Genomic DNA, 22,338 nt, shown 5'->3' with positions numbered 1-22,338 from the left:
AATAGCATTACAGTAAGTGAAAATAACCAGTCCGGAAATACGGAAGCAAGCAAGGGAGCAGCGATAACGATGACAGCGATGGAACGGGGATATGATGAACAAACGGGGAATACGGGAAGCGGGCAGGAGCTGGAGCAGATCGAAATTGAACTACTGCTCAGCGGTGTGCACCGCTTGTACGGATATGATTTCAGAAACTATGCGCTGCCTTCGCTGAAGCGGCGCATCTGGCATCATGTCCATGCCGAGAATGTACCTACCATATCCGCGCTTCAGGAGAAGGTTCTGCATGACCGTGCCTGCTTTGAACGTTTTGTATACAGCCTTTCTATTCCTGTTACGGAAATGTTCCGTGATCCGGGCCTTTTCTTAACCTTCCGCCAGAAGGTCATCCCGTTGCTGCGTACCTATCCGTACATCAGAATTTGGCATGCGGGCTGCTCGACCGGTGAAGAGGTATATTCGATGGCGATTCTGCTGCATGAGGAGGGGCTCTATGATAAAGCGCGTATTTATGCAACGGATATGAATGCGCGTTCCCTGCAGCAGGCCAAAGAAGGGGTATATGAGATCGGCAGAATGAAGCAATACACCAAGAACTACATGGAGGCGGGAGGAACCCGCGCTTTTTCCGAATACTACACTGCAAAATATAATTCCGTAATCCTGCAGCCTTTTTTGCGCAAAAACATTATTTTCGCCGAGCATAATCTGGCGACGGACACATCGTTTAATGAGTTTAATGTTATTTTTTGCCGCAACGTAATGATCTATTTCAACGATGAGCTCCGCGATCACGTGCACGGGCTGTTTTATGAAAGCCTAAGCCGCTTTGGTGTGCTGGTGCTCGGCTCAAAGGAATCTATTCATTTCACCAGGTTTAGCAACGGCTACGAGCCCCTGGACAGAGTTGAAAAAATATACCGTAAAAATCAATAACGGGATAGGAGGGGCCTATGGGGGTTCAAGAACCGGTTCATATACTGCTTGTTGATGACCGTCCTGAAAATCTGCTGGCACTGGAAGCCGTGCTTGAGAGCCAGCATTATAAGCTTGTCAAAGCAAATTCCGGTGAAGAAGCACTGCGGAGCTTATTAAGATATGAATTCGCTGTTATTGTTCTGGATGTACAGATGCCGGGTATGGACGGAATTGAAACCGCCAAGTTAATCAAGGCCAGAGAAAAGACCAAGGATATCCCGATTATTTTCATCTCGGCTAACAGCAAAGAGGCAGAGCATCTGTTTGCCGGATATTCTGCCGGTGCAATTGATTATATGGTCAAGCCTTTCATCCCGCAGATTCTCAAGTCCAAAATTGAAGGCTTCGTCAACATGCATCTCACCAATAAGAAGCATCAGATGCAGTCCATGCTGCTGCAGCAAAAGACGCAGGAGCTGGAAAAAATCAACGGAGAGCTGGTCAAGGCTAAGGAGGCCGCAGAAATTGCCGCCAATGCCAAGACAGAATTCCTGGCGATGATGAGCCATGAAATCCGCACACCGATGAACGGTGTTGTGGGCATGATTGACCTGCTGATGGAGACAGAGCTCGCTCCTGAACAGAAGGAATACACGGAGATTATCCGTAAAAGCGCAGATACGCTCATTACCGTAATCAATGATATTCTGGACTTCACCAAAATGGAATCCGGAAAAATGGAGATGGAGGAGCAGCTGTTTGAGCTGCAGGGTACGATCCAGGAGGTATTCAGTCTGTTCTCTGCCGAGGCAGGCAAGAAAAACCTGGAGCTGGCTTATTTTATCGACCAGAATCTGCCTAAGCTAATCTATGGGGATATGGCCCGGCTGCGCCAGGTGCTGATTAATCTGGTGGCTAATGCGGTGAAATTCACCAACCAGGGCGGTGTATATCTGGTAGCCTCGCGCACCTCCGGTACTGATGGACAGCTTATGGTGGAGTTCACTGTCAAGGATACAGGTATCGGTATCTCTCCGGAAAAATGCGACCGGCTGTTCCAGCCGTTCTCCCAGCTTGATTCCTCTATGACACGGAAATATGGCGGAACGGGCCTGGGGCTGGCAATATGCAAATCACTTGTCGGAATGATGGGCGGTGAGATCCGTGTTGAATCGATGGAGGAGAAGGGGGCAACCTTTGTATTCACCATTCAGGCCGCAATGCCTGAGGATGAACTTGCCAGAGGCTTTCAGGCCGAAGAGCCGCACGGGGAGATAAATAAGGAGCGGATGCATAAAAAGGTGCTTGTGGTGGACGACCATCCGATTAATCAGCGGCTGATGGTCAGTATGCTGGATAAGCTGGGCTACAGCGCCGATATTGCTGAGGATGGAAGCCAGGCGGTGGACCTCGCCGCGCAGAACTGCTATGAGTATATATTTATGGACCTGCAGATGCCGGTAATGGACGGCCTCACAGCGACCGCCAGAATCCGCGCAGGCAGCAGCCTGTCAGCGGAGAAGACTGTTATCATTGCAATGACAGCTAACGTCATGGAAGGCATCCAGACCCGCTGTAAGGCTGCGGGAATGGACGGTTACATCAGCAAGCCGCTGAAGCTGAGCAGCATCAAACAAATTATCAGCCGTCATGAAGTCCATGACAGTACCCTAATTGAACGGAATGCCTCGCTGTTTTAACGGTAACCCAGGAATTACCTGCTGCAGATTGTCCGTGTTTTGTTTCAACACTATGCCTTTAGGGTTATTGGTAAAGAAAACATTTAATCAGGAGAGATTGTCTATGAATACACATAAAAGCGAAAAATTCCACGCAAAGACCGAAACTGAAGGCAATGTATGTACGGTTTATCTGATTGGAGAGCTGGATTTGTCAGTCGCTCCCGATTTCCGTCTGGTAATGGAGCCGCTTGTGGGAGACACGGGACTGGATCTCGTTATTAATCTTAAGGATTTGAAATATATCGACAGCACAGGTATTGGTATTCTGCTCTCGATTCTCAAGGCAAGACACGGAATGGATGTTAAATTTACGGTTGAGGAAGTTCCGCCTCAGATTCAGAAGCTGTTTGATATGACTGGTATTTCCAAGTTTTTTGCCCCCCAAGAGAACTCCAACTAAGGAAAGGATCGAAACAAGGATGAGTGATGACGTGCAAAAAGTAGTTCTTCAGTTACCTGCCAGCGCAGAATATGTCGATATCGTCAGACTGAATTTATATGGAATCGCCTCGAAAATGGGTTTTACCTACGAGGATATAGAAGACATGAAGGTAGCCGTATCGGAAGCCTGTAATAACTCGGTATTGTACGCTTACGGCCAGGAAGACGGGCTTGTAGATGTTATTTTTGAAGTAGGGACAAGCGCCTTGTCCATTACAGTCAAAGACGAGGGGGAGAGCTTTGACGGAGTGGGTTCACCTGAACCGCGCATGACGCTGCATGACAAAGAGCTGAATGATGTTGAGGTAGGCGGACTGGGCTTTTATCTTATGCAGGCACTCATGGATGATGTTAGCGTTGTGAGTGAAGCTGGGAGAGGGACGGTCGTTACCCTGACGAAACGGCTTAATTTTAGCGAGGAGAAAGTATGAGTGACAAAGTGACTCCCCCAGAGTCCATGAACGAAGCGGTAAGTCTGATCTGGGAATACCAGCAGACCAAAGATAATGAAATTGCTACTGTATTGATCCGCAAATACGAGCCTATGGTCAAGATGGCGGCAGGCAAAATTGCCCGCAACCGTCCCGACCTCTATGAAGATTTGTACCAGGTAGGACAGATGGCGCTGATCAGACTGCTTCAGCAATATGACATCAGTCTGGGAATTCCCTTTGAGCCGTATGCGATGAAGAGTATGATCGGCCATATGAAGAATTTCCTGCGGGATAAATCCTGGTACATACAGGTTCCGAGACGAATCAAGGAGAAGGGGGCGCTTGTCCAGCAGGCCATTGATGAGCTAACCATCAGGCTGGAGCGTTCACCGGCTGTAGAGGAAATTGCCCATTATCTCGATCTTACCGTGGAAGAAACTGTCGAAGTGCTGGCCGGCAGGGAATGCTACCACTATGTATCGCTTGATTCACCGCTCTCCCAGGAGGAGACGGGAGCTACACTCGGCGAGCTGATCAGTTCTGATGCCAATGACTATGAAACCGTTGAAAAGCGGATGGATCTCCAGCAGGCGCTGGGCCAGCTCAAGGAACAGGAGCAGCAGGTGCTGCTGCTTGCATTCCAGGACGGCCAATCCCAGCGGGCCATTGCCCAGAAGCTGGGCGTGTCGCAAATGAGTGTGTCACGGATTCAGAAGCGGGCCACTGAGAAGCTGAAACAGATCATGGCTAACTCTTCCTATTGAAGCTAAAGCCGTATAAGCAAATAAATAAAGGACATGCCCTTTCCCGGAGGATAGGCATGTCCTTTATTTATTTCCGGCCGGCCCTGAAGCACGGGCGTTAGCTGTTCGCATCAATATAGGTTTTGATCTCGCCGAGATACTCTCCAATGACAGGAACATCAAGAAACAGGCTGAGCACATAGCCGAGTAAACCAAGGATAACGAAGGTCCCGAGAGAAAGGCCCAGTCCCCGTGATATGCCGGCCATCAGATTGGTTACAATCCGCTTCTTAGGGTTGGTATAGTTCTCAAGGATGTCCTTGAATTCCGATTTTTCCAGAGAATCGGCTATTTTGTCCAGTCTGGCATTCAGCCGCTTAACCTCGTGCCGCAGCTCAAAGGGATGCTCATCGACTTCATATGTTTTGGTCTTGCTGCCCGCATCTCCCATAAGGTCTCCCCGCTTTCTTGAGCCATAAAGGCTTTATTATAATGCATACTTGCTCTTGTTATGAGAAGTTGTAATTACATAAGAACAGCCAGCTGCACTGAGCTGGCTGTTCTCCACTTCAGACTGAGCCGCAGGTCACAGCATTTTAGTAAGAGGACTTGTAAGAGGATTTAACCTCTTCCTTGGCATCTTTAGCTTCGCTGGCGACCTCGTCTTTGGCATCCTTGGCTTTATCGGCAACCTCTTTTGAAGCGGATTTGGCTTCATCGGTTACTTCCTCAGATGCTTTTTTGACATCGGAAGCCACGTCCCCGGATGCTTCAGCTACAGTCTCCCCGATTTTTTTACCGGTCTCCTGCAGTGTTGCAGCGATCTGCTGCTTGCTGTCGCTGACCGTTGTAAGGATGTCAGAAGCTTTGGCGGATACCGTGCTGGCCAGATCCGTTGCCTTTTCTCCGACAGTAGTAGCAATAGTTTTGGTCTTGTCTGTTACCACACCGGCAACTTCCTTAGTCTTGTCTGTTGCGAGTGTAAGCTTGTCAGACAGGTCACTGCGTATTTCGCGGCCTGGCTTAGGTGCGAACAACAATGCGGCTGCGGCACCTAATAGTCCGCCGATAAAAATACCTTTAAAGAATGTGCTGCCGCTCTCTACCGGATGTTCTGTCTCTGTCTTGTTCATTATTAATCACTCCTTAATAGAATAGGGTCACTTGTTGTTCAGGATAGCCTGAATGTTCTTACTTCGTATATAAACTACGGGATATAGGCTGAAACAGCAGGAAGGCTCAGGAAACATTACCCAAGGGCGAAACCGGGGCATGGCATTATATAGTAAATCGTTCTGATTGACAGAGAAAGGTTGAGGGTAAGAAATACATAATTAAGGCGCCTATTATCAATATAAACCGGGGCATACACCCCCTTCTTTTTATTAAAAAATGCAGAGATTCGAACATCTTTGGAGGTGCATAACTAATGATAAAAATAATCACTTCAGCAGAGCGTCATACTTCGAATAAAGAATGGATTCACAGTGAATTCAGCTTCTCTTTTGCCGACTATGATGATCCCAGCAACGCACATTTCGGCGCACTGCTGGCCCATAACGACAATGAGCTGAAGACGGAGCAGGGAATGGAGGAGCATCCGCATCACGACCTGGAGATTATTACTTATGTAATATCAGGCGTATTGCGGCATCAGGATGATCTTGGGAATCATGCCGAGCTTCAGGCAGGCAGTATTCAGGTTATGAGCGCAGGGACAGGAATCAACCATTCGGAGACCAACTCCTCACCGGATGACAATGTTAGGTTTCTGCAAATGTGGCTGCTGCCTGACCGTCCTGGAGTTGAACCATCCTGGGATGCCAAATTTTTCCCGCGCGAGCTGAAGACAGGCACTTTGCTTCCTGTAGCTTCAGGAGCAGAGATAGACGGGGCGCTTAAGCTCGGTGAGGATGTAACGGTTTATTTGTCCGTGCTTGAAACGAACAGGCTGGTGCAATATCCGCAAAAGGAAGACCGCCGTACGCATATTTACCTGATCTCAGGTAATCTGGAGGTCAGCTGCAGCGAAGGAGAATTTCAGCTTCAGCCCGGTGATGCCGCCCGTATCCGTAAAAGCTGTGATCTTACGCTTAAAGGGACCACCAACGACGGGGCAGCAGAGTTTATACTGATTGATCTGCCATAAAAAAACGGTGATATCAGTTGAATCCGGATAAAAAGTAAAAGGAGCTCTCCGCCCGGAACCATTTGTAAATGGCAGCCGGGCGGAGAGCTCCTGTGTCGTCTAAGGCTTGTTATTTATTCCGCAGGCGGCCAAGCTCTGATACCAGCGCTTCGACCTGGGAAATGCTGAGCCGGTCGCTGCCCATAGCAACCTCGTAGATATCCAGAATATCCTCGTAGTGGTCTACCGAGAAAGCAGATGCCTGCATGGCGGCTGCGCTCGCCATTTTAAGCTTGGTTTTGATGCCCTCAATCATATATTCCACATTTTCCTGGCTGGGCTTTGTCAGATCCATGAAGTGCAAACAGTCCTTTCTGAGTATGATTCGATGAAATGGCCGGCTTCCTGTGTAAAGTGCGCGGCTGTTTCTTCTGAAGTATTTTATCATGACAGGGTAAAGAAACACCATTTTTTTGTCCGGTCTGCAAAAAACATGTTAAATTAGAGGGAAGCAATGCGATTATTTATAGGGATAAGGAGGCAAGGATAGTGGCAATCAGGGAGCAGGAGAGCAGAAAACGGATTAAAATGGATGCAGAACAGCTAAGGGCCTTCTTCCATGATATTGCCGGCCGGCATCCTGTAGAGCAGATTACCTTTCTATGTATCGGCACAGACCGTTCTACAGGCGATGCCCTCGGCCCCTTGACCGGCAGCAGGCTGCTGGAGCACGGATTCCCCCATGTTACCGGTACCCTGCCCTCGCCTTGCGATGCGGATAATCTGGTGGCGCGGATTGCGGCTATTCCGGAAGGGCAGCTTGTTATAGCGGTTGATGCCTGCCTGGGTCCTCCGGCAGCCCTTGGCTGCTATTTCGCCGCGAGTGAGCCGCTGCGTCCAGCGCAGTCCATTGGGCTGAGCCTGCCGGAGGTCGGAAATTACAGTCTGGCTGCTATCGTCGGGGTGAACGGCCCCTTTCCATACCGCACACTGCAGACCACACCGCTGTACCGGGTTATTCAGATGTCAGAGCAGATTGCCCTGGCTGCGGCAAAAGGTTTTGGACTGGTGCTTTAGGACGTTTCAAGCAGTGCTGTTCTGCTTAATAATTAGAACAAGCCTAAGTTATTACATAGAAAGAAGGAAGCAGCCATGGAAAATATCCGTTGTGAAGGAAGTAATATTTGTTACAGTGATCAGGGGCAGGGTGAAGTTATTGTGCTGCTCCACGGCTTCTGCGGAAGCTCGGCTTATTTTGAGCAGGTCATTCCCTTTCTGAGCGGCAGCTACCGGGTGATTGCCCCGGATCTGCGCGGACATGGCGCATCGGATGCTCCGCTTGGCGCATACAGCATAGATCAGATGGCCGATGATGTGCTCTCCCTGCTGAATGCCCTGGAGATACAGGATGTATATCTGCTGGGCCATTCCATGGGCGGTTATGTCACGTTATCCTTTGCCCAGCGCTATGCTTCCCGGCTGAAGGGCTTCGGGCTGATTCATTCAACCGGTTATCCGGACGGTGAGGAAGCCAGAGAGAAACGGCTCAAGAGCGTCAGCGCGATCCAGAATGAAGGGATCACCTCATTTGTGGATGCACTGGTTCCCGGACTATTCGCTTCAGGTGCTGCTCCGCAGCTGCTCGAACGGGCCAAGGAGATTGGCTATAAGACTCCGCCGCAAGGTGCAGCAGGCGCGGCTCTGGCGATGCGGGAGCGTCCGGACCGCCGTGATGTAATCTCTGCGGCTGCTGTACCGGTGCTGCTTGTTGCCGGTGCGGAGGACAGCCTGGTACCGGCTGAACGGATCTTTACCTCCGACAAGGCGAATATTACTAAGGCAGTCATTCCGGGAGCAGGACATATGAGCATGTATGAAGCGCCGGAGCGTCTGGCTGAGATGATTAAGGATTTTGCACAGGTGCCTGCAGCTAAGGAATAATTGTACAGGTGGAAGGAAATTCGGATATGTCTAAAGAGGCAGCTGCCGCGGATGTGCGGACGGCTGCCTCTTTAGGTTATGGATCAGTGAAGTGGCGCACAGGACCGGGAATGGTTTAAGATGATCCTAGAAGCATCTGATATTCTGCCAGCTGCGGTTTTACATACCGGCAGCCGGCATATTTTTCCGGGGAGGCGTGGCATTTATGTTCCGAAGAGATTATATCGTCCGGATGATTGAAGATATGACAGCAATGGTAGCCAAGGTGATGACCCTCAAGCAGGAGAAAAAAACGACGGAGGCCCTGTGGGAAGTGGATGAGCAGTTTAACCGGCATTTCCGGCTGAATTCCCGTCTGCTGAACTCTTTGTCCGTGGAAGACATGATCGAAATGTTCCGCCTGGGCGGTATAATAGAGTCCGACAAGCTGCAGGGTGTAGCCCGGCTGCTTAAGGAGGAGGGCAGCATTTATGCAGCTGCAGGGAATAAGGAAGCTGCGCTGCTGCGGTCTATGCGCGCCCTGCATTTATTCCTCTACGCAGATCAGCACGGCGCTGACCGGGAGCTGCTGGGAATGACCAAGGAAGTGGAAGAGCTGCTGGATAACATACAGGGCTACCAGCTTCCCGTCAAAACGGAACGCCTGCTGCTGCCTTATCTTGAGTCTGACGGACGTTATGCCAAAGCAGAGGACAGCCTGTACCGGTTATGGGAGCAGGGGGCAGATGTTGCTGTGGAAGGCCAGGGACTCTACCGGCGGCTGCTGCTGAAGGAGCCTGAAGCGCTGGAGCTCGGCGGTCTTCCGCTGGAGGAAGTCCGCCAGGGACAGGCCGAGTGGGAGAGAATTACTGCGGCTGCCAGGCAAGAGCAAAGCTAGCTAACAAGTACGTTTTCTATAGCTGACATAGTACTGCAGCAGCCTTTTATAATATCCGTGTGCCGGGCATGCTATAATATAGCAGCTGCTAATGAGAATCCGTTCTCTATTCAATATGTGAAAGTGAGATGTACCCCGTGGAATCTTTAAATACATTAATCGTACAGGTGATTAACAGCCGCACCTTAATATCGGCTACATTAAGCCAATTGCGCAGTAAAGGCGAGGTCGCCTACAGCAAAGTGCAGGTCAAGCCGGTTGAGCTCAAGGGGAAGCTGCATTACCAGTTTGCCTACTTCACCGGTCCTAAGGTTGAGCACCGGAACATTCCGGCTGAAGAAGCTGCTGCGGAGATGATGTCCCTGCTGCGGTCAACCTTCCGCCAGGCGCTGGTGTGCACCATTGAGGCGGATTATCAGGTGCTGATCAGCAAGAAGTACAAAGTATCGATCCTGACGAAATCTGCCAGCAAGGAGGAGGCGCCTGATCTGGCCCATAACCGTAAGAAGCGCTATGTGCTGGATGAGGGAGAGCCTGTTCCGTTTCTGATCGAGCTGGGGATAATGAACAGTGAAGGCAAGGTGCTGGCCAAGAAATACGATAAGTTCCGCCAGATCAACCGTTTCCTGGAGATGGTTGAGGATGTGCTGGCCGACCTTCCGGCCGGGCGTCCCTTGACCATTGTTGATTTCGGCTGCGGCAAATCGTACCTGACGTTTGCCTTGTATCATTATCTGGCTGTCCGGGAGCGCCGGGAGCTGAACATTGTCGGCCTTGACCTCAAAGCGGATGTTATTGCCCACTGCAGCCAGCTGGCTGCGAAGCTGGGCTATGATCAGTTGAAGTTCCTTGTGGGCGATATTGCCGATTACAACGAGCTGGATCAGGTGGACATGGTCGTTACACTGCATGCCTGTGATACTGCCACTGATGCCGCACTGGAAAAAGCGGTCCGCTGGGGCGCTTCGGTCATCCTGTCAGTACCGTGCTGCCAGCATGAGCTGTTTAACCAGGTTGAGAATGAGGTGCTGAATCCGCTGTTGTCACATGGCATTCTCAAGGAGCGCTTCTCGGCGCTTGCCACTGATGCAATCCGGGCCAAGCTGCTGGAGCTGATGGGCTACCGCAGCCAGCTGCTGGAATTCATCGACATGGAGCATACACCCAAAAATATCCTTATCCGTGCAGTGAAAGCCGGCAGCGTAGACAAAGCTGCCAAATGGCGCGAATACAGCGCATTCCGTGATTTTCTGGGGGCAAAGCCGTATCTTGAACGTGTCTGTGCGGATCTGCTGCCCGCGGAAACTCCGTCACAGGGCTGAAGCTGCCTATGAGAGAAGACAAAAGTATGATAACAGGCAGGACGGCTGTCTCCGGAAGGAGCAAGCCGTCCTCCTGTTTTTTTGTAACTATAGCTTTGTCTCCGTTGCGCAAGAGGGAATCTGGAAATACTTACAGATATCTTAAGTGCCTGGAGTGATGAGATGAGCGCAGATAAAGGGAAGCGCAGGCTGCAGATTATAGCGGTATGGGGAAGTGCGGGGATGGTCACTGCTGCAGCGGCTGCGGCCTGTATGCTGCGCGGCTTATTTTTTGCCAGAGAAATGTACGGGTTTATGGCCGTATGGTTCGGCCTATGCACGGCTGCTGCCGCTGCTTGCCTGTTTGCAGGCTGGCGGCAGGCCGGAATACCCGCATTCTCTGCAAAGTCCGCCATGCGTAAATTTCCTGCGAAGCTCCGAATTCCGTCTTCCATCATTATTCTGTCCGCTCCAGGCTTGAACAAGCGGTTATGTATTACCGGGAGCGGAATAGAAGGTCAGCAGCCAGGTAAGGCTGGTATGACCGGCGGGGCCGGTAAAGCGGTTACCGTTGTTGCGGGCTGTCTGCTGCTGATTTTGGCTTTGTATGCCGTTCAGCTGCGGGAGCCGTTATCAGTGCTGGGTACGCTTAATGAACTTCTGCGCTGGGGTCTATATGCGGGCTTTGCTTTTTGTGCCGTTCTTTGTACAGGCAGCCGCCGGGGAACCCGGTTTCTTGAAGCCCTGTGGACTATGCTTGGTATGACAATCTGCTTAAGCGGCTTGCTGGCTGTCTGCGGCGGCTTGCCGGTACCCTTTGCGGTTGCCTATACAGCTTCTCCGGCTGTAAGTGTTGCCGGAGCGAGACTGGGCGGCCTGCTCCAGTATCCTAATGCCTTCGGCGCGGCGATGGCAGTCTTTCTTCTGGAGCGGGTCATGGCCGCCGCCGCTGGGGAGCGGGCGGCCGGCGCGTCGGCGCGCGGCCGGCTCCGCGCGCCGGACACCGCGAGGCAGCTGCTGCGCATGCTGCCTCTGTTCCCTTACGCCGCCGCGCTGCTCCTCAGCGAGTCGCGCGGCGCCATGCTCGCTGCGGCCTGCGCCGCCGCAGCGGCACTGCTCCTGCAGCGGCAGCTTGCCGCGCCGCTGCTTATCTGCGCCGCCGCGCCTGCGGCTGCAGCGGCGCTGCTCTACCGCCAGCTGGCCCGCACCGGGCTGGCGGCAGAGCCCTTGCCCGGCCTGCTGCTGCTGGCCGGGTGCTGGGCCGGCGCGCTGCTCGCCGGCCTGTGGCTGTGCCGCCGCAGCAGGCGTGCGGCGGGCAGGGACCCCGCCGCCATGCTGCTGGCGGCGGGGCTCTGGACGGCGGCGGGCAGCGCCGTCCTGGCACTGCTGCGCGGGCGGATCAGCGGGCCGTCCCCGACGGCCGCCGCCCGCGGGCTGTTCTACCGCGACGCTCTGCGCCTCGCGGGGGAAGCGCCCTGGCTGGGGCAGGGGGGCGAGACCTGGCGCAGCGCGTACCTCGCTGTCCAGTCCCGCCCCTATGTCGGCAGCCAGGTACACAGCGGCTACCTCGATTTCCTGCTGAATCTCGGCATCGCCGGAGGTGCCGTTCTGCTGCTCATGCTGCTGGCAGCACTATATATAGCCGGCAGGAACGCCCCCGGGCTGCTGCCCCCAATGCTCATAATCCTCCTGCACGGGGCGGTGGATTTCAGCTGGAGCTACGGGCTGTTCTGGCTGCTGCTGTTTCTGCTGACAGCACGGGCGCTGGCCGGATCGCCGCTGCACAGGCCGGTCAGCCGGGCTAGGGATGCCGGCTTCCATTCGGACACGGCCGATTTGCATAAACGGGTCTCTGTACCCGCAGCTGCACTAGTGCCGGCAGCCAAGTTTGTCCCTGGACGTACAGCTTACGCAACGAAATTGGTGTTGAACACCTTATCACGACGGAGCTCTGCCCGCCAGGGACAGATGCCCCGCATCACTTCAGCACAGCGGTCAGGGGTGCGGGAATTGCTGATCGCAACGGTCTGCTTCTGTCTGGTATGTACCGGATTTTCCTTCAAGCTGTGGAGGGGGGAGGTCTTATTCACGCAAGCTGCAGGTTCTGCTGCACCTGAAGTACAAAGCATACTGCTCCGGAAATCGCTGCGTTACAATCCATATGCTCCGCGTACAGCCATTAACCTTGCCGTTCTGCTTCCGGAGCAGGAGAAGATAGAGCTGCTGCACAGCAGTCTTAGGTATTCCCCGGGTGATGCCGGATTGCACTGGCTGCTGGCAGAGTCATATTTGGATGGCAATGATCCGGGGAGAGCGTTGTACTGGATGAGAAGGAGCCTGGATTTGGACCGGTTTAATGCCGTCAAATGGGAGAGCGCAGCAAAGGGGATGCTGCAGATGGGACAGTATTTTTTAGCCAAGGGCGACCGGAAGAGCGCGGCGGCAATGGCGTATGCCGGACACGAGCTGACGAGGGGATACCGGCTGCTGGCACTTTATGAACATAATAAAGGTCAGGCACATAATGACCGGGGTTTTGAATTTTCAGTTGAAGCTGAAGAGCTGGGTGCGAAGCTGGATCAGCTGATCGCAGCAGCCGTCCAGGTGCGGACAGTGCAGGCAAACGGGCAAGATTCATTGGAGCCGTGAAAGAAGAGAATTAAGCGGCGGTATTCCATCTAAATTGATCGCACGCCTTTCGCTCTGCACCATCCCTACGCCTTCATCCGCTGTGAAATAAGCCAGGAGTAGACATAAGGTACAATGACAGCAATCAGCAGAGCGGTGATAATCAGGCTGATCGACAGCGTTGCAGGCAGAAATGCAGCAAGCATCAGCAATACTCCGCTGGCTACCCACATGTACCCGGAGAAACGGTGGGTTTTGCGCCAGACTTCAGGACTCGCAAGCGTCCAGGGTGTCTTAATGCCGGTAAAATAGTTATCTTTTATCTGCGGCATATAGTTGCCCAGCGCGATGAACAGCACACCGATGACGGCAATGGCAAGCTTGCCTGCAGCAAAATCGGGATTCAGCCCTTTGGCCACAGCGAGCACCAGCATAGCATCCATCATGACGGCTATAGCCAGACGGATCATTTTATAGGCAGCTTCAAATTTCCTGTAATTATCCTTCTTGGGGTCGGCCCGGCGGATGAACTGCATAGCTAACGGAAGAATGAGGCCCAGGAAGGCGCCTTGAATAATAATTGAGCTTTTCGGCCAATACCTGTTCACTTCTCCTGTAATGCTGAACTGGGCAGGGAGCAGGTCCGGCAGTCTGCTATAGTTAGCCAGAGCGTACCCGAGCGCAAGCATACCGAATATAACGATCAGCGTGTCCTGCCATTTCCATTTAAAATCCTTCATCATAATTCCTCCTTGTCAGATTGGAGCTTCCCGCGGGGCTGATCCTTGGCTGCAGGCGGTTCAGCCTCACTGCTGTTACCGGCACCGGTCAGTTCCAGAAACCATCCCAGGACCTCCTCAAGCACAGTTGTATTGAGTGAGTACACAATAAACTGCCCCTTGCGCTCATCCTGTATCAGCCCGGCATGCTTCAGGGCGCTTAGGTGATGGGAGATGCTGGGTTTGGTCATCCGGAAATAATCGGCAATCTCGCCGGCGGTCCGGTCTTTCTCACGCAGCAGCCGGATGATCTGCCTCCGGGTTGGATCGGCCAGCGCTTTAAAGGATTCATTCATGTTCTGTCCGACCTTTCGATATTTAGGTAATTGTCTAAATATATAATTGCGCTTATTCCTGTAATTGTCAATAGCGGTTATTCAGCTGTGTGCCTTAACTAGAAGTTGTAAGCCGGCATATGCTAGAATAAGCTAGTAGAAGCCGGGTACATAGAGCAGAAAAATGCCGGATTTCCGGCAGTTTACACTTTGCATTCAAAGGGAGGAGGGCTGCAGTTGCATGTTATATCTGATCTGATCTCACATTTGTTTGAATGGATTCAGAGTCTTGGTTATTTCGGGATTATGATCGGGCTGATGCTGGAGGTCATTCCAAGTGAAATCGTGCTCGCATTTGGCGGCTATCTGGTTTCACAGGGCGACATTAATTTCTTCGGAGCCATTATTTTTGGTACAATTGGCGGTGTAATTGCACAGATTTTTGTGTACTGGATCGGCCGCTACGGCGGAAGACCGGTGCTGGAGAAATACGGAAAGTATATTTTGATTAACAAGAAGCATATCGACCACTCAGAGGAATGGTTTAAAAAGTATGGTACCGGTGTTATTTTCACCGCAAGGTTCATTCCGGTCGTCCGTCATGCCATCTCAGTGCCTGCAGGTATATCACGTATGCCGCTGGGTAAATTTACGCTGCTTACTACACTTGCTGTGATTCCATGGAGTGCGCTGTTTGTATACCTGGGATACACCCTGGGTGACAAATGGGAGACCATTGATGAGGTTGCGGGTAAATATACCCGTGAGATTCTTCTGGTTGCAATTGCCGTTATTATTATCTATTTTCTGTTCAAATGGTATAAATTCAAAAAGAAGGGTAGTGCAGCATGAAGCAGAATGTAGCCTATAAGTTTGGCCAAGGCCTGACCCCCCGCCAGTTCGTGGAGAGCATGACCAAAAACCAGCAGGCGTTTGAATCCTGGTATGAGAAGTTTGCATGGGATAACGGGGACGACCGTGAATTTTTTGAAAGCCTGAACCATCGTGATGATCTGCGTGTGCTGATTTTGGCTGCGGACTGGTGCGGTGATGTTGTGCGCAATGTGCCGGTTGTATTCCGGATTCTGGAGACCGCAGGGATCAAGACTGAAGTGCTGATTCTTGAAGAGAATCAGGATCTTATGGATGATTTTCTTACGATGGGCGGAAGATCAGTGCCGGTTGTAATCTTTGCTGATACAGGCGGATATGTGCTGGGACACTGGGGACCGCGTCCAGAGCATGTACAGACACTGATGCGTGCCTTCAAACAGGAGAATCCTGACCGTGAAGCTGCTGATTACGACAGCAAAATTGCGGAAGTGCGCAAGGCTATGGGGCAGGCCTACGGAGAAGGAACAGAGTCGCACGCGGTTATTGCCAGTGAGCTTCGCACTCTGATTTCGGGTCTCTGATCAATGTTAAATGTCCGCTCCTATAATCTGGGCCCGCTCCAGACCAATGCCTATCTGCTTACCGGAGCTGATCCGCAGCGGGGTGTCATCATCGACCCCGGCATGAATCCTGCTGCACTGCTGCGCGCTGTTCAAGATATGGAGATTGAAGCGATTCTGCTGACCCATGCCCATTTCGACCATATTGGCGGTGTGGATGAACTGCGCAAGGCCAAAAACTGCCCTGTTTATGTACATGCCCTGGAGAGTGAGTGGCTGGTCAGTCCCAAGCTGAACGGCTCCCTGATGTGGCCGGAGTCCTCACCTCCGATCAGTACGGAGCCTGCGGAATATGATCTGGCCGAGGGCCAGATTTTGAAGCTGCTAGGGCTTACCTTTAAAGTTTTTCATACTCCCGGTCATTCGCCGGGCAGCGTCAGCTTCCTGTGCGGGAATGATCTTTTTTCCGGAGATGTCCTGTTTAAGCTTGGTGTAGGACGTACTGACCTCCCCGGAGGCAGAGAGCGGGATCTGGTTGATTCCTTGCGCGGCAAGCTATACCGTCTGGATGAAGAAGTGAAGGTTTATCCGGGGCACGGCCCGCGGACGACCATTGGCTTTGAGCGCCGGAACAATCCCTACGTCCCCATGCAGTGACGGCATTCCTTACCAGGCGACAAAAAGCGAGAAAATAGAGATAGACAGAAGGATACAAAGTTGCTACAATAACGTTAATTAAATGTAACATTTACCTCGCGAAGCACGCAGACTGCGGAATTAATCCCGGTTTGCGTTCTTTTTTTGTCTGTTTATACGGGTTTATTTGTATGGGAGGAAGTTCATTGAAGAACGATAGTATTGATTTATATGTTTGCTCCAGCTTAAGTGAAGCTGATTTAAAGGCTGAAGGCATAGAGAGGCCGGCGTTATATCATCCAAAGGTAAAGGAAACTCAGACAGCCGGAGAGTCACGGAGCCCTTTATGTTTTTGGGGATTTCCGGCCGGCCGGGGGCGCTATCAGCCCTGGAGGCGCAGACTATGGGAGCTGCAAAATAACCGGGACGGGGAATGAACGATCCGGCAGCTCTGGACGTATTACAGCTGTGCACAAATGAAGGAGGGAACAGGAAGCTGATGGACGAAGGGACGCTGGAGTTAATCAGGCAGGCACAGCAGGGGGATGCCACGGCGCTGGCCGGGCTTCTGCGGGAGCACTACAACTTCTTGTTCAAATATTTAATCAAAGCTACTATGGACCCTTCCCTGGCGGAAGAGCTTGCCCAGGACACTATGGTGCGGGCTATGGAGAAGATCGGCAATTATAATGGCACCTCAGCTTTCTCCTCATGGCTGATCACGATTGCAACCCGGCTGTACATTGACCGTAAACGGCGATGGAAGAGGGAGTCAGAATGGCTGCGCCGGGAGCGGGGAGCGGCGGCTATCCGCTGGCGGTTCGAGAGCCGCAATATGGAATGGAGTGATGTACTTGATGCATTGTCCAGGCTACCGCTGCCCCAGCGTGTAGCTGTACTTCTGAAGCATTACTACGGCTACAGCTATGAAGAGATAGGGAGCATTATGGAGGTTCCTTCAGGAACCGTTAAATCACGTGTGTCTACAGGTCTGCAGCAGCTGAGAAAGGAGCTCAAAGAGGATGAATAAAGATGCTGAGGACCAGAAGCTTCTGAATAAGCTGTCTGCTGAGCTGGAGCGGCTGGATGCGCAGTATGATGACATCTCGGCACCGTCCTTACCGGCGATACAGCAGTTTCTGGCCGCAGAGGCTGACCACAGACGGCGTCAGAGCCGCCGGGAGCTGCTGCTGTTTTTACTGGCTGCAATACTTCTCTTAAGTATTGTTCTGACTCTTCTTGGTTTTGCGCCTGCTGTTTACTGGGTTATCCAAGCGGTAATTCCGCTTGCTGTACTTGGGGGGCTGGCCGCGGTAAAGGTCAGGCAACGACGGGAGGAGAGGGGGCAATGAAGGAGCTGCGTGATGTGCCTTATTGGCTATGGGCTGTTATTGCAGCCATATTGCTGGTTCAGGGGACATGGCTTTTCCATGATGCCCGCAGCAGGGATAAAGGCAGGGCAGCCTGGTTCTGGGGATTATGGGGGATGACCGGATTTCCCACGCCGCTGATTGTTTACCTGCTGTTTGTTGTGCGGCCGGAACGCCGCCGGAGAACCGGACAGAAACGCTGAATCCGTATTACACAATGTTTGTTTTCAGAAAATTATTGTGAACTTTCATTTAACACTCCTGCTGCTGCTGGACAGCTCTAGCTTTTTCTAGTAGACTGTTGAAACAAGTAGAACCATGATAGATTTTGGAGCAGGAGGTAAGGCGATGCTGCGGTTGGGAGAGAAGATTGTCATTGTTGCTGACGCGTTTGAACAGAGTCTTCCTATCGGAGACTACGGCTACCTGATTGCTTATGACCGCAATCCTGACAATGCGTTTGATTACGTCATCCGGGTCCCTCAGGCTAATAGGAATTTTTATGTTACTGCAGAGGACATTGAGGCGGAAGATCAGCTGCTGGAGGCGGAAGCCGAAAGAGCGACGCATGAGGCCTTGATCGATTATGCTTTATCGACGTATAACGAGAAGCTGTTTCATCATTTGATGAACGGCGAGGATGCTGAAGCGGAAGAAGCGGAAGCAGCACCTAAAGAGAGCATGTCCCAGGCGGAATTCATCAAACAGGTGAATCTCCGGGCTTGGATTTAAGGAAGACCGGCGCAAGCCGGTCTTTTTGTTATCCAGATAAAGGGCGGAATGACAAGTACATTGAATTGTCCAGGCTTCTACAATATAATTAAAAACGTTATCCGGGCGCTTTAGCCCTTTAAACAGGAGGGATATTCTTTATGAGCATTACTGTCAAAGATGTGCAGCATGTGGCCAAGCTGGCCAGACTGCAGCTAAGCCCGGAGGAAGAGGCTGTTTTTACTGAACAAATGAATGCTATCTTACAATATGCCGAGAAATTGAATGAGCTGGATACAGAAAATGTAAAGCCGACTACACATGTGCTGCAGGTCAGCAACGTCATGCGTGAGGATGTCGTGAAGGAGAGCCTGTCCCAGGACGAAGCTCTGCTTAACGCGCCGGAGGATGAAGACGGCCACTTTAAGGTTCCGGCTGTACTGGAATAACCATACCGAAAAGGAGGAAGAATGTTGAGCCTGTTTCAATATCGATTGCCAGAACTACATAACATGCTGCAGAGCAAGGAAATTTCCGTCAGTGAGCTGACGGAGCAATCTTTGGCTGCTATTGCTGATCGTGACAGTAAGGTACATGCATTTTTAACGCTGAATGAGGAAGGGGCACGCCAGTCTGCGCGTGCGCTGGACGACAAGCTGGCTTCAGGAGCGGCGCGCGGCCTGCTGTTCGGCCTGCCTGCCGGGATAAAGGACAACATTGTTACTAAGGGGCTGCGTACTACCTGTGCGAGTAAGTTCCTGGACAATTTCCAGCCGATTTATGATGCGACCGTTGTCTCTAAGCTGCGTCAGGCGGATGCGGTAACGGTCGGTAAGCTGAACATGGACGAGTTCGCTATGGGCGGCTCTAATGAAAACTCCGCTTATGGTGCTGTACGTAATCCATGGAATCTGGAGCATGTTCCCGGAGGATCAAGCGGCGGTTCGGCAGCGGCTGTTGCCGCCGGTGAAGTGTTGTTCGCGCTTGGCTCGGATACCGGCGGCTCGATCCGCCAGCCAGCATCTTATTGCGGCGTAGTCGGCCTGAAGCCGACCTATGGTCTGGTGTCCCGTTACGGTCTGGTGGCTTTCGCTTCCTCGCTTGATCAGATCGGCCCGGTAACCCGCAATGTGGAGGATTCCGCATATGTGCTGCAGGCGATCGCAGGCTATGATGCCCAGGATTCCACCTCTGCAAAAGTGGACATCCCCGACTATTTGAGCGCATTGACCGGCGACGTTTCCGGACTTCGCATTGCCGTGCCGAAGGAATATATCGGCGAAGGCGTAGATCCATCGGTGCGCGAACAGGTGATGTCCGCACTTAAAGTGCTGGAAAGCCTCGGCGCAGTATGGGAAGAAGTTTCCCTGCCGCATACGGAATATGCAGTGGCAGCATATTATCTGCTCGCTTCATCGGAAGCCTCTTCTAACCTGGCCCGCTTTGACGGCGTCCGTTATGGTGTGCGTGTGGATGAGGGCGGCGGACTGCTTGATCTGTACCACAATTCCCGCAGCCGAGGCTTCGGTCCAGAGGTGAAGCGCCGGATTATGCTGGGCACATATGCGCTGAGCTCCGGTTATTATGATGCTTATTATCTGAAAGCGCAGAAAGTACGCACCCTGATTAAGCAAGACTTTGATGAAGTCTTCAAGAAATATGATGTGGTAATCGGCCCTACAGCGCCGACTACTGCTTTCAAGCTGGGCTCACAGACGGAAAATCCGCTGACGATGTATTTGAACGATATACTGACCATTCCGGTCAATCTTGCCGGCATTCCTGCGGTCAGCATTCCTTGCGGCTTTGCCGACGGTCTGCCGGTCGGACTGCAGATTATCGGGAAGGAATTTGACGAAAGCACCGTGCTGCGTGTTGCGCACGCCTTTGAACAACATACAGATTACCACAAAGAGCGGCCACAGCTGTAAGCTCCGCCGGATAATACTCTGTACAGGGAACAGGCTCACAAAACTTTTAAGGGATGAGATCATTTATGTCTAAATACGAAACGGTCATCGGGCTGGAAGTTCATGTGGAGCTTCATACCAAGTCCAAAATTTTCTGCGGCTGCTCGACGGAATTCGGTGCACCGCCTAATACCCATACCTGCCCGGTCTGCCTGGGGCATCCCGGCGTGCTGCCTGTGCTGAACCGCCAGGCGGTGGATTATGCCATGAAAGCGGCAATGGCGCTGAACTGCACTATCGGTGATGTCAGCAAGTTCGACCGCAAAAACTACTTTTATCCCGATTCGCCGAAAGCCTACCAGATTTCGCAGTTCGACCAGCCGATCGGCCTGAACGGATGGATCGATATTGAGGTGAACGGAGAGACAAAGCGGATCGGCATTACCCGCCTTCACCTGGAGGAAGATGCAGGCAAGCTAACACACGTGGACGGCGGATTTGCCTCACTGGTTGACTTCAACCGGGTGGGAACTCCGCTGATAGAGATCGTTTCTGAACCGGATCTGCGTTCGCCGGAAGAGGCGCGTGCTTATCTGGAGAAGATCCGTGCAGTCATGCAGTACTGCGATGTTTCCGATGTGAAGATGGAGGAAGGCTCGATGCGCTGCGATGCCAACATCAGCCTGCGTCCTGTGGGACAAGAAGAATTCGGTATCCGCGCCGAGCTGAAGAACATGAACTCCTTCCGCGGTGTACTGCGCGGCCTTGAATATGAGCAGTTCCGCCAGGGTGAAATCCTTGATGACGGCGGTGTGGTAGTGCAGGAAACCCGGCGCTGGGACGAGGCACAGGGCAAAACCCTGTCCATGCGCGGCAAAGAGGAAGCACATGACTACCGTTATTTCCCGGACCCGGATCTGATTGTCCTGCATATTGACGATGCCTGGAAGGAATCCATCCGCCAGACCATTCCGGAACTGCCGGATGCCCGCCAGGCCCGTTACAGCGAAGAATATGGGCTTACAGCCTACGATGCAGGCGTACTGACCTCTTCCAAGCCGCTGGCTGATTTCTTTGAGGGCAGTCTTGCCTTTACAAAGGATGCCAAAGCCGTTGCGAACTGGATGATGGGCGATCTGCTCGGGTATCTGAACAGCAACAGCCTTGAATTATCCCGGGTAAAGATTACCCCGCAGGGACTTGGGGAGATGATCGGGCTGATTGCCGGCGGAACCATCAGCAGTAAAATCGCCAAAACCGTGTTTAAAGAAATGCTGGAAAGCGGCAAGCTGCCTGCTGTAATCGTTGAAGAAAAGGGCCTTATACAGATCAGTGATGAAGGTGCAATCAAGCAGATTGTTGAAGCTGTTGTGGCTGCCAATCCGCAATCCGTTGAGGATTACAAAGCCGGCAAGCAGAAGGCAATCGGCTTCCTCGTAGGCCAGGTAATGAAAGAAAGCAAAGGTAAAGCTAATCCGGGGCTGGTAAACAACCTTTTGGCAGAAGTGCTGAACGGATAAGACCGGGTTTGGGTGATTTATTATAGGATCTTATGCACAGGGCTTGTCGGCAACGGCAGGCCCTGTGCGGCATATAAGGGGAATGGGCGGATGAATACAATAATCAGGCTGGATCTGCAGGATGATTACACTCTAAGTGAGCTCTGGAGCCTCCAGCACAAAGCCTACAGGCTGGAAGCGGAGATGATAGGCTTCAATGAAATTCCTCCGCTGCTTGAGACAAGAGAGATGCTGTCCGCTGCGAAAGAGGAGTTCTACGGCCGGTTTGATGACAGCGGAGACCTGCTGGGAGCCGTAGCTGTTCTTGAGGAAACACCGGGCAGGCTGACGGTTACCCGGATGATGGTGAATCCTGAGCATTTTCGCCAGGGCGTTGCCGGAGGCCTGCTGGAATTTATTTTCAGACAGTATTCCGAAATGGAGCAGTTTATAGTATCTACAGGGAAGCTGAATCACCCTGCCGTAACCCTGTATTCAAAGCACGGTTTTGTTCCTGCAAGTACAGAGGAAGTGGCTCCGGGAGTGGAGCTGATTGAATTCTACCGGGGTGGGAAGCTTTGAGCAGGATGAAATATACCTTTCGGGAA

27 protein-coding genes are annotated in these 22,338 nt (G+C 52.2%); 22 read left to right on the top strand and 5 right to left on the bottom strand.

The genetic code is table 11. The features are described 5' to 3' along the window. Positions 1 to 69: 69 nt before the first annotated feature. The 5 genes from R70331_RS26555 to R70331_RS26535 all read left to right on the top strand — a co-directional run bounded on the left by R70331_RS26555 (position 70) and on the right by R70331_RS26535 (position 4,302). Positions 70 to 939, top strand: a complete 870-nt coding sequence (locus R70331_RS26555; RefSeq protein WP_042180834.1) for a CheR family methyltransferase — start codon at positions 70 to 72, stop codon at positions 937 to 939. Between the two features lie 17 nt (positions 940 to 956). Next, positions 957 to 2,621 (top strand): response regulator, encoded by a 1,665-nt coding sequence (locus R70331_RS26550; RefSeq protein ID WP_042180832.1) that lies wholly within the window; start codon positions 957 to 959, stop codon positions 2,619 to 2,621. Between the two features lie 103 nt (positions 2,622 to 2,724). Then, positions 2,725 to 3,063 carry an STAS domain-containing protein gene (locus R70331_RS26545; RefSeq protein WP_039877221.1) on the top strand — a complete coding sequence of 113 codons (339 nt, stop codon included), beginning with the start codon at positions 2,725 to 2,727 and terminating at the stop codon, positions 3,061 to 3,063. A gap of 19 nt (positions 3,064 to 3,082) precedes the next feature. Next, complete coding sequence (gene rsbW, locus R70331_RS26540; RefSeq protein ID WP_042180829.1) at positions 3,083 to 3,535, top strand: anti-sigma B factor RsbW; 453 nt, start codon at positions 3,083 to 3,085, stop codon at positions 3,533 to 3,535. Continuing rightward, positions 3,532 to 4,302 carry a sigma-70 family RNA polymerase sigma factor gene (locus tag R70331_RS26535; protein WP_039877218.1) on the top strand — a complete coding sequence of 257 codons (771 nt, stop codon included), beginning with the start codon at positions 3,532 to 3,534 and terminating at the stop codon, positions 4,300 to 4,302. Before rsbW ends, R70331_RS26535 begins: the two co-directional genes overlap by 4 nt. A gap of 97 nt (positions 4,303 to 4,399) precedes the next feature. Here the strand turns inward: R70331_RS26535 and R70331_RS26530 are convergent, their stop codons facing one another. Continuing rightward, the gene (locus R70331_RS26530; protein WP_039877217.1) at positions 4,400 to 4,732 is read right to left on the bottom strand and encodes a DUF5665 domain-containing protein; all 333 of its coding nucleotides are present in this window, start codon (positions 4,730 to 4,732) and stop codon (positions 4,400 to 4,402) included. Between the two features lie 145 nt (positions 4,733 to 4,877). Then, complete coding sequence (locus R70331_RS26525) at positions 4,878 to 5,414, bottom strand: YtxH domain-containing protein (RefSeq protein WP_042180826.1); 537 nt, start codon at positions 5,412 to 5,414, stop codon at positions 4,878 to 4,880. A gap of 296 nt (positions 5,415 to 5,710) precedes the next feature. Here R70331_RS26525 and R70331_RS26520 point away from each other — a divergent pair, with 296 nt between their 5' ends. Next, a complete protein-coding gene (locus tag R70331_RS26520) occupies positions 5,711 to 6,430 on the top strand; it encodes a pirin family protein (protein WP_042180824.1) in 720 nt (239 codons plus the stop codon). A gap of 109 nt (positions 6,431 to 6,539) precedes the next feature. Here the strand turns inward: R70331_RS26520 and R70331_RS26515 are convergent, their stop codons facing one another. Next, positions 6,540 to 6,764, bottom strand: coding sequence for a DUF1128 domain-containing protein (locus tag R70331_RS26515; RefSeq protein WP_042180822.1), 225 nt, complete (start codon positions 6,762 to 6,764; stop codon positions 6,540 to 6,542). Between the two features lie 194 nt (positions 6,765 to 6,958). Between R70331_RS26515 and yyaC the strand changes: the two genes are divergently transcribed. The 5 genes from yyaC (at position 6,959) to R70331_RS26490 (ending at position 13,177) form a co-directional block, all read left to right on the top strand. Beyond that, entirely contained in the window at positions 6,959 to 7,486 is a 528-nt protein-coding gene (gene yyaC, locus R70331_RS26510; RefSeq protein WP_231576363.1) for a spore protease YyaC, read from the top strand. A 75-nt stretch (positions 7,487 to 7,561) separates the two neighbouring features. Beyond that, entirely contained in the window at positions 7,562 to 8,350 is a 789-nt protein-coding gene (locus tag R70331_RS26505) for an alpha/beta fold hydrolase (protein ID WP_042180820.1), read from the top strand. A gap of 205 nt (positions 8,351 to 8,555) precedes the next feature. Then, on the top strand, positions 8,556 to 9,227 hold the full coding sequence (locus tag R70331_RS26500) for a DUF6483 family protein (protein ID WP_042180818.1): 672 nt from the start codon (positions 8,556 to 8,558) through the stop codon (positions 9,225 to 9,227). Positions 9,228 to 9,355: 128 nt separating this feature from the next. After that, positions 9,356 to 10,549 (top strand): class I SAM-dependent methyltransferase, encoded by a 1,194-nt coding sequence (locus R70331_RS26495; protein WP_197071367.1) that lies wholly within the window; start codon positions 9,356 to 9,358, stop codon positions 10,547 to 10,549. A gap of 162 nt (positions 10,550 to 10,711) precedes the next feature. Next, positions 10,712 to 13,177, top strand: coding sequence for an O-antigen ligase family protein (locus tag R70331_RS26490; protein WP_052419231.1), 2,466 nt, complete (start codon positions 10,712 to 10,714; stop codon positions 13,175 to 13,177). 65 nt (positions 13,178 to 13,242) lie between these two features. Here the strand turns inward: R70331_RS26490 and R70331_RS26485 are convergent, their stop codons facing one another. Then, a complete protein-coding gene (locus R70331_RS26485; RefSeq protein ID WP_042180814.1) occupies positions 13,243 to 13,899 on the bottom strand; it encodes an SdpI family protein in 657 nt (218 codons plus the stop codon). After that, on the bottom strand, positions 13,896 to 14,231 hold the full coding sequence (locus tag R70331_RS26480; protein ID WP_042180812.1) for an autorepressor SdpR family transcription factor: 336 nt from the start codon (positions 14,229 to 14,231) through the stop codon (positions 13,896 to 13,898). The genes R70331_RS26485 and R70331_RS26480 overlap by 4 nt, the downstream gene beginning before the upstream one ends. Positions 14,232 to 14,447: 216 nt before the next feature. On the opposite strand from R70331_RS26480, the gene R70331_RS26475 reads away from it, so the two are divergent. The 11 genes from R70331_RS26475 (at position 14,448) to R70331_RS26420 (ending at position 22,312) form a co-directional block, all read left to right on the top strand. Beyond that, positions 14,448 to 15,062: an undecaprenyl phosphate transporter UptA gene (locus R70331_RS26475; protein WP_042180810.1), complete on the top strand. Its 615-nt coding sequence runs from the start codon at positions 14,448 to 14,450 to the stop codon at positions 15,060 to 15,062. Beyond that, a complete protein-coding gene (locus R70331_RS26470) occupies positions 15,059 to 15,625 on the top strand; it encodes a thioredoxin family protein (protein ID WP_042180808.1) in 567 nt (188 codons plus the stop codon). The genes R70331_RS26475 and R70331_RS26470 overlap by 4 nt, the downstream gene beginning before the upstream one ends. A 3-nt stretch (positions 15,626 to 15,628) precedes the next feature. Next, a complete protein-coding gene (locus R70331_RS26465) occupies positions 15,629 to 16,261 on the top strand; it encodes an MBL fold metallo-hydrolase (RefSeq protein WP_042180806.1) in 633 nt (210 codons plus the stop codon). A 478-nt stretch (positions 16,262 to 16,739) separates the two neighbouring features. After that, positions 16,740 to 17,270: an RNA polymerase sigma factor SigY gene (sigY, locus tag R70331_RS26455; protein ID WP_042183295.1), complete on the top strand. Its 531-nt coding sequence runs from the start codon at positions 16,740 to 16,742 to the stop codon at positions 17,268 to 17,270. Beyond that, positions 17,263 to 17,592: a DUF5345 family protein gene (locus R70331_RS26450; RefSeq protein WP_042180802.1), complete on the top strand. Its 330-nt coding sequence runs from the start codon at positions 17,263 to 17,265 to the stop codon at positions 17,590 to 17,592. The genes sigY and R70331_RS26450 overlap by 8 nt, the downstream gene beginning before the upstream one ends. Continuing rightward, a complete protein-coding gene (locus tag R70331_RS26445) occupies positions 17,589 to 17,813 on the top strand; it encodes a hypothetical protein (protein ID WP_042180800.1) in 225 nt (74 codons plus the stop codon). Before R70331_RS26450 ends, R70331_RS26445 begins: the two co-directional genes overlap by 4 nt. Before the next feature lie 145 nt (positions 17,814 to 17,958). Further along, the gene (locus R70331_RS26440; RefSeq protein ID WP_042180798.1) at positions 17,959 to 18,342 is read left to right on the top strand and encodes a hypothetical protein; all 384 of its coding nucleotides are present in this window, start codon (positions 17,959 to 17,961) and stop codon (positions 18,340 to 18,342) included. Positions 18,343 to 18,482: 140 nt separating this feature from the next. Beyond that, positions 18,483 to 18,770 carry an Asp-tRNA(Asn)/Glu-tRNA(Gln) amidotransferase subunit GatC gene (gene gatC / locus R70331_RS26435; protein WP_042180796.1) on the top strand — a complete coding sequence of 96 codons (288 nt, stop codon included), beginning with the start codon at positions 18,483 to 18,485 and terminating at the stop codon, positions 18,768 to 18,770. Between the two features lie 24 nt (positions 18,771 to 18,794). After that, positions 18,795 to 20,252, top strand: coding sequence for an Asp-tRNA(Asn)/Glu-tRNA(Gln) amidotransferase subunit GatA (gene gatA, locus R70331_RS26430; protein WP_042180794.1), 1,458 nt, complete (start codon positions 18,795 to 18,797; stop codon positions 20,250 to 20,252). Positions 20,253 to 20,305: 53 nt separating this feature from the next. Further along, on the top strand, positions 20,306 to 21,751 hold the full coding sequence (gatB, locus tag R70331_RS26425) for an Asp-tRNA(Asn)/Glu-tRNA(Gln) amidotransferase subunit GatB (RefSeq protein ID WP_042180792.1): 1,446 nt from the start codon (positions 20,306 to 20,308) through the stop codon (positions 21,749 to 21,751). 90 nt (positions 21,752 to 21,841) lie between these two features. Next, entirely contained in the window at positions 21,842 to 22,312 is a 471-nt protein-coding gene (locus tag R70331_RS26420; protein WP_042180789.1) for a GNAT family N-acetyltransferase, read from the top strand. Positions 22,313 to 22,338 lie beyond the last annotated feature (26 nt).

Source organism: Paenibacillus sp. FSL R7-0331 (genome assembly GCF_000758645.1).
Classification (GTDB): domain Bacteria; phylum Bacillota; class Bacilli; order Paenibacillales; family Paenibacillaceae; genus Paenibacillus_AQ; species Paenibacillus_AQ camerounensis.
The sequence above is the reverse complement of the archived record's forward strand: the minus strand, read 5'-3'. Positions and strand labels throughout refer to the sequence as shown.